The organism is Candidatus Mycalebacterium zealandia, assembly GCA_014075295.1.
GTDB lineage: Bacteria > Desulfobacterota_D > UBA1144 > Nemesobacterales > Mycalebacteriaceae > Mycalebacterium > Mycalebacterium zealandia.
Genome location: CP046180.1, coordinates 415,113 through 427,821, shown reverse-complemented (window position 1 = coordinate 427,821; position 12,709 = coordinate 415,113). Strand labels below are relative to the sequence as shown.

The following is a 12,709-nucleotide window of genomic DNA, read 5'->3' as shown; positions in this document are numbered from 1 at the left end:
GAAGGGGTTTCAGTTTGCGGAGACCTGTTCGTCTCTCGCGGTTTTTACAACCTGTTCAAAAGCCTGCGGGTCTCTGATGGCAAGTTCGGAAAGGGATTTTCTGTCAAGCTCAATGCCGGATTTTTTTAGTTCCGCAATGAAACGGCTGTATGAAAAACCGTAGGGCCTGACCGCCGCATTAATCCTTGTTATCCAAAGCGCTCTAAAATCCCTCTTTCTGTTCCGCCTGTCGCGGTATGAATACGCCATGGCGCGCAAAAGGGTTTCTTTGGCTTTTCTGAGGTTGTTTTTCCTGCGTCCCCAGTACCCTTTGGCCTGTTTAATAATCTTTTTGCGTCTATTTCTGGACGCTACTGAAGGTGTTACTCTCATCTTTTCAAACTCCCGAAATTATTTATTCGGAACATACGTAGCGATTCTTTTCGCCGCCGCTCCCTCAAAATGCAGGTCTGAACCCAAACGCCTCATTCTCTTGGCGTTCTTTTTGACATTGAGATGGGACTTGCCCCCTCTTGACATCCTCACCTTTCCGCTTCCGGTGTAGGAAAACCGCTTCGCCGCGCTTCTGTTTGTTTTCATCTTGTTTTTCACAACTGCGCACCACCCTCTCTGACGTTTTCCTCCGGCTTCTTGCCACCACGGTCTTCATTGTTACCCTCGCGGCCCTCCGGACGTCCGCCCGAAGACGGAGATTTCACGGGCGACAAAACCGCCACAATGTTTCTGCCTTCAAGCTTCGCGGGAGAATCAATTTTACCCAAATCCGCAACCTCCTCAACTATTGAGGAAATAAGTTCAAATCCGTTGCCCTGATGCACAAACTCCCTTCCCCTGAACATAACCCTGAGTTTCGCTTTGCAACCGTCCTGAAGAAATCCTTTAAGCCGCCCCATTTTCACCGCCAAATCGTGCTGTCCTATGTGCGGCCTCAATTTAATCTCCTTAATCGGGCTGGGCTTCTGCTTGCGCGTGTTCTTTTTCTGCAAGTATTTGTATTTTCCATAATCAACAAGCCTGCAAACAGGAGGATTTGAATCCGGAGAAATCTCAACCAAATCAAGGTCTTTCTCCCCGGCTTTGGCAAGAGCGTCCTCTATAGTCATAACACCGAGCTGATTTCCCTCATCGTCAATCATTCTCACCTTAGGAGCTCGTATCCTACGGTTTACGCGAGTCGCAGGAGCGCGTCTTTCGGGTTTTCTTCTGGGACCCCTTATAACGACGTCTCCCCGCCGCTTTCGGCGTCTAACATCTCAATAAACTCACCAATCCCCATCGGGTTCAAATTTTCACTTCCATATTTTCTCGGCGCCACAACCGCGCTAGCGGCTTCCTTTTCTCCGATTACAAGCAGATACGGTATTTTCATAACCTGAGCTTCTCTGACCTTGTAACCAAGTTTTTCGTTTCTAAAATCCTCTTCAACCCTTATCCCTTTCTCCTTTAGAGCATCGGCAACTGATTTCGCGTAATCAATCTGCTTATCCGTCACCGTGGCAACTCTTACCTGTGTCGGACTCATCCACAGAGGAAACGCTCCGCCGTAATGCTCTACTAAAATCCCGAAAAACCTCTCAAGCGAACCGAATATCGCTCGATGAATCATTATCGGAACGTGGCGGGAATTATCCTCGCCCACAAAGGCCATGTCAAACCTTTTCGGGAGGTTGAAGTCTAACTGAACCGTGGAACACTGCCAAGACCTTCCGAGAACGTCCTTGATTTTGAGGTCTATCTTGGGCCCGTAAAAAGCCCCGCCTTTTTCATCTATGGAGTATTCAAACCCTTTCGCGGCAAGAGCGGACTTCATCGCTTCGGTTGCGGTTTCCCAATCTTCTTCGCTTCCGACAAACTTGTCCGGGCGGGTTGAGAGGAAAACTTCAAAATTGTCAAACCCGAATTTTTTCAAGAATAAAAGCGTCAAATCCAAAACGCCGCCCACTTCATCTCCTATCTGGTCGGGACGGCAGAATATATGAGCGTCATCCTGAGAAAAACCCCTCACTCTGAGAAGCCCGTGAAGCACGCCGCTACGCTCATATCTGTAAACCGTGCCTATCTCCGCCCACCGCAAAGGCAGTTCGCGGTAGCTTCTGACATCGGATTTGTAAATCAGAATATGAAACGGACAGTTCATCGGCTTGATTTGATAATCAGAGTTATCAATCTGCGAGGGCGCGAACATGCTTTCGGTGTAAAAATCGGTGTGTCCGCTTGTTTTCCAGAGGTCAAGCCGCGCCAGATGCGGAGTGTAGAGAATGTCATAGCCGGCCTTTCTGTGTTCCGTGCGCCAGAAATCCTCAATAATTCCACGCACCCGCGCGCCTTTCGGGTGCCACAGGACAAGCCCCGGTCCCACTTCATCGGTGAGCGTGAAAAGCCCCAGTTCTTTGCCGAGTTTTCTGTGGTCGCGTTTTTTCGCCTCTTCAAGCATCGCAAGATGCTTTTTCAAATCTTTTCTGTCCGCAAACGCCGTACCGTATATGCGCTGTAACATTGGGTTGGTTTCAACGCCGCGCCAATATGCGCCGCCCGAAGATGTGAGTTTGAACGCTTTAACCGCACCGGTTGAAGGCGCGTGGGGACCTCTGCACAGGTCAAACCATTTGCCCTGGTCATAAATTGTTATTTCAGAATCTTCGGGCAAATCGTTGATTATTTCCACTTTGTATGTCTCGCCCATATCCGAGAAAGTTTTAACGGCTTGCGAGCGCGAAACGGTTTTGCGCTCAAGCGGGCGGTCTTCGGAAACAATCTCCTCCATGCGCTTTTCAATCTTTTCAAGATCTTCGGGCGTGAACGGCTCGGGCGTGTCAAAATCGTAGTAAAACCCGTCCTCAATCACGGGACCGATTGTAACCTTCACATTCTGAAAAAGCCCCTGAACCGCTTCAGCCATAACATGAGCGGCGGTGTGGCGGATGAGCGCCAGACCTTCGGCGGAATTTTGCTTTACGGGCTCAAGTTTTGTGTCCGCGCTGATATTTTGCGTCAAATCCATAAGTGCGCCGTCCGCGGTCGCCCCGATTGCGCCTTTATCCGCGCCAACGGCGGCAAGCACTTCGGCAACAGTCGCGCCGGATTCAATTTCGGCGGATTTATCTTTGTGTGTGATTGTTATTTGAGGCATTGGACAAATTTGGTCTGGCTACATTGGTTTCTGTTCTACATCTTGAGAACCTAGTTTTTCAGCAGATTTCAAGAAATCAAAATTCACAAGAAAGAAAGTTATATTAGCGGACTTGTCTTCAGGAAATCTCATTTCAGCAAATTTAAACTTATTGTAAAAAATAGAACCATCCGGAAAAGCGATATGCACAGTAGCCATAATGGCTATCTTATCTTGCGATGATATTCTGCCGTCTCTGACACCCTCCAGAAAGTTCTCCCAAATTTTTTTACGGACGGCTTCGTCTTCCACATATCCAACCTCAGCAATACCATGAGGTAGAACTGTTCTATTCTGTGGAAATATAAAGCCTTCAATTTGAATTTCGCTAGACATACTTACTCCAGGATATTTTGCTCCAGGATATGAATCAGGCAAGAAAGCATAAGAATAATGAAATGACACACCCGACAAGTAAATAGCTTCTTTGCCATCATTACAAACCGCATATCTATGGGACATACGATTTTCCGGTCCTACACGTTCTACCCCCAGACTTACAACTCTAATGCGGCGAGGTTTATAAAAAAACTGAAAGTAAAGAGTTGCTAAAGAACATGTGATAGCAACCAGAGAGAAAACTAAAGGAGCAGTTGAAGTTTCCAATTTTATTCACTTGGCCCCGGTTGGAATTGAACCAACGACCTTTCGCGTGTGAGGCGAACGCTCTCCCCCTGAGCTACGGGGCCTGAAACGCGTATATTGTTTTGAATTTGGGCTAAAAGTCAAAGTAATCCGTGAGCGCGGCTGGGATTGAACCAGCGACCTCTTGCGTGTCGGGCAAGCGCTCTCCCGCTGAGCTACGCGCTCGGGTCTCTCAAAGAGGCTGTATTGTCTTTCAAAAGCGTTTTTGTGTCAAGCCGCAAACATTGACACCCGCCCTTGCAGTGCGGTATTTTTCGCTATGCCCAAAACCGCTTCAAAATCCGCGCGCGGCGGCAAAAACATAACCGAATACCGTGCGTGGCTCAGTTGCATCAACCCCGAATGCGGTAAAACCTACAAAATTGACGAAGTGATTTACCGTTGCGGAGAGTGCAACGAACTGCTTGAAGTTACGCACGACCGCAAACTGCTTGCCAAAAAATCGTCTCAACAGTGGAAAAAACTGTTTGATGAACGCTACAAAAACCAGTCATGGCCCCACGGCAGTTCGGTTTGGGGCAAAAAGGAATGGGTTTGTCCCGTTGTGAAGGATGATGACATTGTTTCAATGTATGAGGGCTCAACAAACCTTTTCTGGGCGGAGCGTTTAGGTAAACAGGTCGGAATGAATGACATCTGGATAAAGATGTGCGGAAACAGCCACACGGGCTCTTTCAAAGACCTCGGAATGACGGTTCTTGTTTCGGTGGTGCAGCATATGCGCAGAAAAAAACGCGATATTCCGGCGGTTGCCTGCGCCTCCACCGGAGACACCTCGGCGGCGCTTGCCGCCTACTGCGCGGCGGCGGATATTCCGGCGATTGTTTTTCTGCCGAAAGGAAAAGTTTCCCTTGCTCAACTCGTTCAGCCAATTGCAAACGGGGCGATTGTTCTTTCGCTTGACACCGATTTTGACGGCTGCATGAAAATGGTTCAGAAAATGACGGAAGAAAACAACATCTATCTGGCAAACTCCATAAATTCGCTCCGCATTGAAGGGCAGAAAACCATAAGCATTGAACTGTGCCAGCAATTCAAATGGAGCGTGCCGGACTGGATAATAATTCCGGGCGGCAATCTGGGCAACGTGTCCGCTCTCGGCAAGGGTTTTCTTTTAATGCGCGATCTGGGATTAATAAAAAAACTGCCGCGAATTGTTTGCGCGCAATCAAAAAACGCCAACCCGCTTTACCTGAGTTACAAAAAAGGATTTAAGGAATTCAAGCCGGTAAAAGCGAAAACAACTCTCGCCAACGCGATTCAGATCGGAAATCCGGTAAGCGTGAACAAGGCGATAAAAACCCTTAAAGAATTTAACGGAATTGTTGAACAGGCATCTGAAAAAGAACTTTCCGTCGCCGCCGCGATGGCGGACAGAACCGGAATTTTCAGTTGCCCGCACACGGGCGTGGCGCTTGCGGTTTTTCTGAAACTTCAAGCGAAAAAAACCTTCAAAAAGAAAGACAAAGTGGTAATTATTTCAACCGCTCACGGACTTAAATTTGTTGAATTTAAAACCGGATACCATGAGGGCAAAATCGCGGGAGTGGGCAAAAAACTCCGTAACAACCCCATAGAATTGCCAAATAACTACAACGCCGTGCGGGATGCCATATTCAGCCGGGTTGAATCCTGATGCCCGCATTTAAATTGCGCGGACTTTACGCCATAACAGACTCAAAACTGATTGCGGAAAACGGTTTCGCCGAAACTGTTGAAGCCGCAATAAAAGGCGGCGCGACAATTATTCAACTGCGCGAAAAAAACTCAGAAAAAGCGGAAATTATCCGAAAAGGAAAAATGCTCGCGGAAATTACGCAAAAATATAAAATCCCGCTCATAATTAACGACAGTCCTGAAATAACGAAAAAAACAGGCGCGGACGGCGTTCACCTCGGCGGAGAGGACGGGAATGTAAAAAACGCAAGAAAACTGCTCGGTGAAAACGCGATTATCGGCGTTTCATGCTACGGAGAGATTGAAAGGGGAATTGCCTCCGAAAAAGCGGGCGCGAATTATGTTGCTTTCGGAACTCCTTATTTTACACCCACAAAACCGGACAGAGTTCCCACACCGTTTGAGGTTTTGAAAGAGGCAAAAGCGAAACTGAAAATACCCGTATTCGCCATCGGTGGAATTACGCCCGAAAATGTTGCTGATGTTCTAAAAACCGGCGTTGACGGCATTGCCGTAATTACGGCGATTTTTGGAGAGGAAGACACTGAAAAAGCAGCGCGGCGGCTGACTTTAACAAAATAAAAATTAGGACTCAGAATACTTGCTTCGGAACTCGGTCTTACTATACAACATGGAAATTATACTGACCCGAATTTCAAATGAGGTTTTACTCCCGCCGTTGCTGGCAACAAACATTACGTGCCTACAAAACCGTCCAGCCGCCATCAATTACAAGATCTGACCCTGTCATATAGCTTGATTCTTCGCTCGCGAGAAACAAAACCGACTGTGCAACCTCATCCGCTTCGGCTCTTCTGACCATCGGAATCATTCCCGCCGCTATTTCGTCAAGTTGTTCTTCGGCATCGGGCGGATTGCCCATAAATTCAACATCCATTTTTGTTTTTATGTAGCCCGGGCAGACGGAATTAACCCTTATGTTCTGCTTCGCGTGGTCAAGCGCCATGCTGCGCGTAATTTGTCTGACCGCACCCTTTGAGGCGTTATACGCCATGCAGTCCTCCATTCCGACAATTCCGAGAACGCTTGAATTATTTATTATTGAGCCGCCGCCGTGTTTTGCCATCAGCGGAACAACGTATTTGCTCATCAGAAAAACCCCTTTCACATTTATATCCATAGTTCTATTCCAGACCGAGTTTGTGGTTGTAACAACCGTTCCGCCTTCAAAAATTCCCGCATTGTTGAAAAGAATGTCAATTTTGCCAAACTCTCTGTAAAATGCGTTCGCAATTCTTTTTACATCTTTTTCATTTGAAACATCACCCTTCCACGCTTTGATTTTCCGGCGGCCTTTCGCTTCGGAAACAACATTGCGCAGATTTTTCGCAGTTCTGGACATAATCCCTACTTTCGCGCCTTCCTTATGAAAAAGCAACGCGGTCGCCCTTCCTATCCCCTCGCTTCCTCCGGTAATTAAAGCGGTTTTTCCCTTTAGTCTCATTTTGATTTCTCTCGTTTTTATTTAATCCTCTAATTAAAAATTAAATTTATCCCCGGACAGTTTTCCACCCTCTTCAACCTGCTCGGTCTGATTTCAGGTCGCCGCAAATGAATATATTCACTTGCGTCTCAGCTTTCAATCAAAAAACCGTTTGCCCTTTCGCGGTTTTTCAACCCTCTCGGCAAGAGCCTGAGAAATTATCGGCAGCGCAATTGTCGCATCGCAATAACACTGCACAAGACCGCCTTCGGGGTCTTCCTTGCCCCACGAAACCGCCTCTTCAAAAGTGCACCCGCTGAGCCCGCCCCACTGAGGAGAATCTGTAGTAATCTGAATCGCGTATTTATGCGGATAATAAGTTTCTTCGGGTCCCGTCCCTTTTCTGTTCATTCCGTCCTTTCTTCCGGGAATAGAACGGTCTTCGTAAAGCAAATCGCCCGTTACGGCAAACAACTGAATAAAATCCTTCGGAACCCCGCCACCAATGTAAATCACGGCGGTCTGCTTAACTTTTTCGCCCATCTTCATAAATTCCACATAGTCTTTCATCGCGTCTATTGTAAGATGAAAACCTTTGCTTTCGGCTATAAGAGCCGCGTCCCCGTATGGACTGTCCGCAATCGCGGGGCAGAAAACCGGAACTCCGAACCTTGCCGCAGTCGCGACAATGGAATTTATTTCCTTTTTACCCAGATGCCGCCCGAACAGTTCCAAAAATTCGCGCGATGAATAGTTTTGTTTTTTATCCAGAGTCAGAATGAAATCCGCTATCATTTCCGTCATTTCAAGATAGTCGGTTTCTTTCCCGTAAACATCGTAATAGCGGTTTATTCCTTCGGAAAACAGTTTTTCGTCATCGGCTCTGTGCGAACCCTGAAAATAGTCATAACCCATCGCATCTATTATGTCTTCGGATATGTTCGCGCCCGTGGGAACAAGCACGTCAATAAAACGGTTTTCAATCAGCCAATTTATTATTCTCCACTGCCCCGTTGTGGAAAGGGAACCTGCGTAACCCAGAAAAATCGTAACTTCGGGGTCGGCAACTATTTTTTGAAAAACCTCAACCGCGCGGGAAAGACTTCCGCCCTGAAAACCGGTTTTTGACATAGCGGAAATCAAGTCTGAAACGCTTCTGCCCTTTTTCACTTCAATCGCTTTTACTTTTTCGCTCGGAAGTTTTTTAGTCAATTTCGTAAATCTCCTTTTTCAAACCACAATATTCACAAGTTTTCCCGGCACAACGATTATTTTTTTGATTTTTTTGCCTTCGGTTAATTTTTTAATTCTTTCATCGGCAAGAGCGGCGGATTCCATTTCATCCGTTGCCGCATCCGAAGGCATCTGCATTTGAGAACGCAATTTCCCGTTAACCTGAAAAACAACCTCAACCGTGTCGGATTTAATTAGAGATTCTTCCCACCCGGGCCAATCTTCAAGAAAAACCGATTTTTTATTACCGAGAATTTCCCAGACTTCTTCGGAAAAATGCGGAGCTATCGGCGAAAGAAGTTTCGCTATTGTCCCGACTGTTTCGGGCGAGGGTGATTTTTCAATTGAGTTCAACAATTCCATAAGCGCGGCAATCGCGGTGTTGAAATGGAAACGCTCAATATCTTCAGTCACTTTTTTGACTGTTTTATGAGTTTGATTCAAAAATTTTTCGCTCGCGGGGTCCGGCTGTTCCGAAGCGGAAACCGTAAGATTCCATAACCTCCTCAAAAACCGGCTCATCCCCTCAATACCCTTTTCATTCCAGTCCAGAGATTTTTCCGCGGGCGCGGCGAAAAGAATAAAAAGCCGAACCGCGTCCGCGCCGTATTTCTCTATCATTTCATCGGGGTCAACCGTGTTACCGGTGGATTTTGACATTTTCGCGCCGTCCTTGATAACCATTCCCTGTGTAAGTAACGCGCCGAAGGGTTCGTCAAAATCGCACAAATTCAAATCTCTGAGAACGCGGATAAAAAATCTTGAATAAAGCAGATGCAATATCGCGTGTTCCACACCGCCGATGTATTGATCAACGGGAAGCCATTTTTTCACCGCTTTTTTGTCAAACATTCCCTTCTCAAAATCCGGAGACGCATAGCGCAGGAAATACCACGAAGACTCCACAAAAGTGTCCATTGTGTCCGTGTCCCGTTTCGCGTCCGCGCCGCAGGCGGGGCATGAGGCTGAAATAAACGACTCTGAATTCGCGAGCGAGGGTATATCTCCTTTTGAAAAATCCACATCTTCGGGCAAATTCACGGGCAAATCCTTTTCGGGAACGGGAACTGCACCGCATTTTTCGCAGTGAATAACAGGAACCGGCGCTCCCCAGTAACGCTGGCGGGAAATGCCCCAGTCTCTGAGTCGGTATTGGACAACCTTCCCGCCTTTTTTCTGTTTTTGAAGAAAATCCACAATTGCGCGGGACACCTCATCAAAATCAAGACCGTTAAAATCGCCGGAATTTTGAAGAACGCCCTTTTCGGTGAACACGCCTTCTGGAATATCAAAATCCCCATCTTTCGGAAAAACAACTTGTTTTACGGGGAGATTGTATTTTTTGGCAAAATCAAAATCACGCCTGTCATGAGCGGGAACGGACATTACCGCTCCGGTTCCGTAACTCATAAGAACAAAATTCGCCGTCCAGACAGGAATTTCTTCTCCCGAAACCGGATTAATGGCGGAAAATCCGAGCGGCAGACCTTCTTTCTCAACCATCTCCATTTTTGCTTCGGAAACGGGCAGGTTTTTTGCCTTTTCTATAAAATCTGCGATTTTCGCGTCGCCCTCCGCCGCCTTGAGAGCCGCCGGATGCTCCGGCGCGACCGTAAGATACGTGGCACCCATAACGGTGTCGGGCCTTGTGGTAAAAACCTCAATTGCATAGCCGAGTTTCTCCGAATAAAACTCCATCTCAACCCCTTCGGAGCGCCCTATCCAGTTTGCCTGCATGGTTTTGACCGAATCAGGCCAGTCGGCGAGATTGCCGAGACCTTCCAGCAGTTCATCGGAATAGTCGCTTATGCGGAAAAACCACTGTTCCACCTCTCTGCGCTCAACAACGGCGCCGGAGCGCCACCCCTTTCCGTCAATAACCTGCTCGTTGGCAAGCACGGTTTTATCTTCGGGGTCCCAGTTTACGAAGGTTTTTTTGCGATACGCGAGACCCTTTTCAAGCATTTTTGTAAAAAGCCACTGCTCCCACCTGTAGTATGAGGGGTCGCAGGTCGCAATCTCGCGCGACCAGTCGTAGGAAAATCCGAGCCTCCGGAGTTGGACGCGCATTTGGTCAATGTTTGTTTTTGTCCACTCGGCGGGGTTTACGGCATTACGAATCGCGGCGTTTTCCGCGGGAAGTCCGAAAGCGTCCCAGCCAATGGGATGAAGAACATCAAAGCCGCGGGCGCGCTTGTAACGCGCGATGACGTCTCCTATTGTGTAGTTGCGCACATGCCCCATGTGTATGCGCCCGGACGGATACGGAAACATCTCAAGCACGTAGTATTTCGGCTTTCCGGAATCCCCGGCAGCCGTGTGAGAGCCGCTTTGCTCCCATATTTCGCGCCATTTTCTTTCAACTGCTGAGGGGTTGTAGGTTTTTTCCATCGGGACATTCGCGGCGGAAAACTTCATCGCCGCCCGTAAAAGTGTGTATTGTAGATTAACGGGTATTGGCTTTCAAATCAGTTCATGACGGAAAACGGAGAAACAAAAAAGCTGATGACAGACCTGAAAGGCTATCTTGAGTTTCAGGGGCGCATGGGAAACGGGAAAATCCGCACGGAGCGGAAAGATGCTCCGCCTGAGCGCGAACCCGCGCCGGGACCTTCCAAAACAAACAAAAAAACACCGGTCATTTCCATCCCTTTTGAAGGAAATTTGTTTGAAAACGGCGGCGCGAACAGTCTTGAAGAAATCAGGACGGAAATGGGAGAGTGCGAAAGGTGCAAACTCCACGCGGGAAGAAAAACCATTGTCTTTGGTGAAGGAAACCCGAAAGCAAAGGTGGTTTTTGTGGGCGAAGGACCGGGAAAAGATGAAGATGAACAGGGCAGACCCTTTGTGGGGCGTGCGGGAAAACTGCTGAACAAGGTTATAGAAGCGATGGGAATGAAGCGCGAAGAGGTCTATATCTGCAATGTGGTCAAATGCCGTCCGCCTGAAAACCGCAATCCCGAAACGGACGAAGTCGCGAGTTGCGAGCCGTTTTTAATGAAACAGATAAGTTGCGTTTCGCCTCGCGTGATAGTTTGTCTCGGTCTTGTGGCGGCAAAGGCGGTTTTAAAACTTCAGGGAAGTCCGTCTCTCGGTTCACTGCGCGGAGTGTTTCACAGATACGGCAAAACAAAACTTATGGTAACCTATCACCCCGCCGCGCTTCTCAGAAACCCGGGGTTCAAGCGCCCCATGTGGGAAGATATGAAGACGGTTATGGCGGAGTTGAAGAAAACTTGAAAAAGCGCCCGTAGCTCAGTCCGGATAGAGCATTGGCCTCCGGAGCCAAGGGTCAGAGGTTCAAATCCTCTCGGGCGCTCCATCTTTCCGCAGCGTTTCCCGAATTTGTTCGGGTTTTCGCGGTCGCGGGTTTTATGCTCACAATCGCGGCGGTCACACGCTATGCGCAGAAAAACACAAACAACATCCATTGATAAAAACTCATAAACCCTTAAAGTTTTATTGTAATGTTGCGTGTGGCGGTTTTGGTTTTCGCTTTTGTTTTCGCGGGCTCCCTTGCGGGTTCAAGCGCAATGCCGTGCCCGATGTCGGGCGGGGCGGAGCACACGGGACATTCCAGCGCCGCAGACTGCCCGGGTCATAATTCTCGTCAGGACTGCGGACACGTGTCCTTTGCAGACTGTCTTAACACACAGCAGTCGTCAGTCGAAAACAAGCAATCAGGAAAAACAAAACATCTTTTGGAGAACACTCCGCGTTTTGTTTTCTACAAATTAACAGACACGGAAATAAAAACAGCGCCGCGCGCCGTCACTCAAAACCGGCACCGACCGATTTTTCTGCTCACAAAACACATACTCGTCTGATATCTCCGCCGTTTTTGGGCCGTGAAATTCGGCTTGCGAAATTTTTCAAGCAGAGATTTTATGAGAAAGAGAAATATAGCAATTATCGTAATTGCGTTAATGCAGTCGCCCGCAACGCTGGCAAGACCCGTGTCATATCCGGGAGGATGGACGGTTATGCAGATGCACAACAGAGCAAACACCTCAGTTCATCTGCATTATTCGCCGTCCGCGCGACATTCGGTCGGGGTCAGGGGGTTTCACATTCGTGATAAAAACGCTTTCGCCGGCGCGTTGCAGGTCAATGTTCTGCTGAAACGGGTTAACAATCGGGAATCGCAGGCAAATCTCTACTTCAAAGGGGGGGGGGGGGCCGCGTGGGATAATGATGACATTTCCTTTACGGGTTTTTCGGGATTGGCTGCGGACTGGGAAACCAGAAGGCTGTTTATCCGCTACGAAAACCGGGTTGGCACAATCGGCGGGCGGGAAAACTCTTTCCGGCAGTCCGCGAGGGCCGGACTGGCGCCTTATGTCGCCGATTTTGGCTCTCTTCACACATGGTTGATGCTTGAAGTTTCGCACTATCCGTCTACGGACTATGAAGATAAGACTGAAATAACGCCACTCGCGCGTTTTTTCAAAGGAGATTCGCTTTTTGAGATCGGCTGGAGTTTTAACGGAAAATTGACGCTGAATTTCATAAGGCGATTTTAAACAAAAAGGAGAAAGAAA

General features: G+C 48.1%; 13 protein-coding genes and 3 tRNA genes. 6 read left to right on the top strand and 10 right to left on the bottom strand.

What is annotated here, in order from left to right:
• Nucleotides 1–9: 9 nt before the first annotated feature.
• From rplT to GKS04_02090, 7 genes are all read right to left on the bottom strand, one after another.
• Nucleotides 10–372 carry a 50S ribosomal protein L20 gene (gene rplT, locus GKS04_02120; GenBank protein QMU55979.1) on the bottom strand — a complete coding sequence of 121 codons (363 nt, stop codon included), beginning with the start codon at nucleotides 370–372 and terminating at the stop codon, nucleotides 10–12.
• Between the two features lie 18 nt (nucleotides 373–390).
• Complete coding sequence (gene rpmI / locus GKS04_02115; protein QMU56674.1) at nucleotides 391–579, bottom strand: 50S ribosomal protein L35; 189 nt, start codon at nucleotides 577–579, stop codon at nucleotides 391–393.
• A gap of 8 nt (nucleotides 580–587) precedes the next feature.
• Nucleotides 588–1,136 (bottom strand): translation initiation factor IF-3, encoded by a 549-nt coding sequence (locus GKS04_02110; GenBank protein ID QMU55978.1) that lies wholly within the window; start codon nucleotides 1,134–1,136, stop codon nucleotides 588–590.
• A 77-nt stretch (nucleotides 1,137–1,213) separates the two neighbouring features.
• A complete protein-coding gene (gene thrS / locus GKS04_02105) occupies nucleotides 1,214–3,130 on the bottom strand; it encodes a threonine--tRNA ligase (GenBank protein QMU55977.1) in 1,917 nt (638 codons plus the stop codon).
• A gap of 18 nt (nucleotides 3,131–3,148) precedes the next feature.
• Nucleotides 3,149–3,775: a hypothetical protein gene (locus GKS04_02100; protein ID QMU55976.1), complete on the bottom strand. Its 627-nt coding sequence runs from the start codon at nucleotides 3,773–3,775 to the stop codon at nucleotides 3,149–3,151.
• A gap of 11 nt (nucleotides 3,776–3,786) precedes the next feature.
• Nucleotides 3,787–3,858, bottom strand: a tRNA-Val gene (locus tag GKS04_02095).
• A 49-nt stretch (nucleotides 3,859–3,907) separates the two neighbouring features.
• Nucleotides 3,908–3,979, bottom strand: a tRNA-Val gene (locus GKS04_02090).
• A gap of 94 nt (nucleotides 3,980–4,073) precedes the next feature.
• Between GKS04_02090 and thrC the strand changes: the two genes are divergently transcribed.
• Together thrC and GKS04_02080 are read left to right on the top strand one after the other, a co-directional pair.
• On the top strand, nucleotides 4,074–5,450 hold the full coding sequence (gene thrC / locus GKS04_02085; protein ID QMU55975.1) for a threonine synthase: 1,377 nt from the start codon (nucleotides 4,074–4,076) through the stop codon (nucleotides 5,448–5,450).
• Nucleotides 5,450–6,073 (top strand): thiamine phosphate synthase, encoded by a 624-nt coding sequence (locus GKS04_02080; protein QMU55974.1) that lies wholly within the window; start codon nucleotides 5,450–5,452, stop codon nucleotides 6,071–6,073. The genes thrC and GKS04_02080 overlap by 1 nt, the downstream gene beginning before the upstream one ends.
• 121 nt (nucleotides 6,074–6,194) lie before the next feature.
• On the opposite strand, the gene GKS04_02075 is transcribed toward GKS04_02080, so the two are convergent.
• The 3 genes from GKS04_02075 to GKS04_02065 all read right to left on the bottom strand — a co-directional run bounded on the left by GKS04_02075 (nucleotide 6,195) and on the right by GKS04_02065 (nucleotide 10,559).
• Nucleotides 6,195–6,956: a glucose 1-dehydrogenase gene (locus tag GKS04_02075; GenBank protein ID QMU55973.1), complete on the bottom strand. Its 762-nt coding sequence runs from the start codon at nucleotides 6,954–6,956 to the stop codon at nucleotides 6,195–6,197.
• 135 nt (nucleotides 6,957–7,091) lie between these two features.
• A complete protein-coding gene (locus GKS04_02070) occupies nucleotides 7,092–8,066 on the bottom strand; it encodes a deoxyhypusine synthase (protein QMU56673.1) in 975 nt (324 codons plus the stop codon).
• 99 nt (nucleotides 8,067–8,165) lie between these two features.
• Complete coding sequence (locus tag GKS04_02065; GenBank protein ID QMU56672.1) at nucleotides 8,166–10,559, bottom strand: leucine--tRNA ligase; 2,394 nt, start codon at nucleotides 10,557–10,559, stop codon at nucleotides 8,166–8,168.
• An 84-nt stretch (nucleotides 10,560–10,643) separates the two neighbouring features.
• Between GKS04_02065 and GKS04_02060 the strand changes: the two genes are divergently transcribed.
• The 4 genes from GKS04_02060 to GKS04_02045 all read left to right on the top strand — a co-directional run bounded on the left by GKS04_02060 (nucleotide 10,644) and on the right by GKS04_02045 (nucleotide 12,691).
• On the top strand, nucleotides 10,644–11,408 hold the full coding sequence (locus GKS04_02060) for a uracil-DNA glycosylase (GenBank protein QMU55972.1): 765 nt from the start codon (nucleotides 10,644–10,646) through the stop codon (nucleotides 11,406–11,408).
• 4 nt (nucleotides 11,409–11,412) lie between these two features.
• Nucleotides 11,413–11,490: transfer RNA gene (locus GKS04_02055), tRNA-Arg, on the top strand.
• Nucleotides 11,491–11,653: 163 nt separating this feature from the next.
• The gene (locus tag GKS04_02050) at nucleotides 11,654–11,995 is read left to right on the top strand and encodes a hypothetical protein (protein ID QMU55971.1); all 342 of its coding nucleotides are present in this window, start codon (nucleotides 11,654–11,656) and stop codon (nucleotides 11,993–11,995) included.
• Nucleotides 11,996–12,055: 60 nt separating this feature from the next.
• The gene (locus GKS04_02045; protein ID QMU55970.1) at nucleotides 12,056–12,691 is read left to right on the top strand and encodes a hypothetical protein; all 636 of its coding nucleotides are present in this window, start codon (nucleotides 12,056–12,058) and stop codon (nucleotides 12,689–12,691) included.
• Nucleotides 12,692–12,709: the final 18 nt, after the last annotated feature.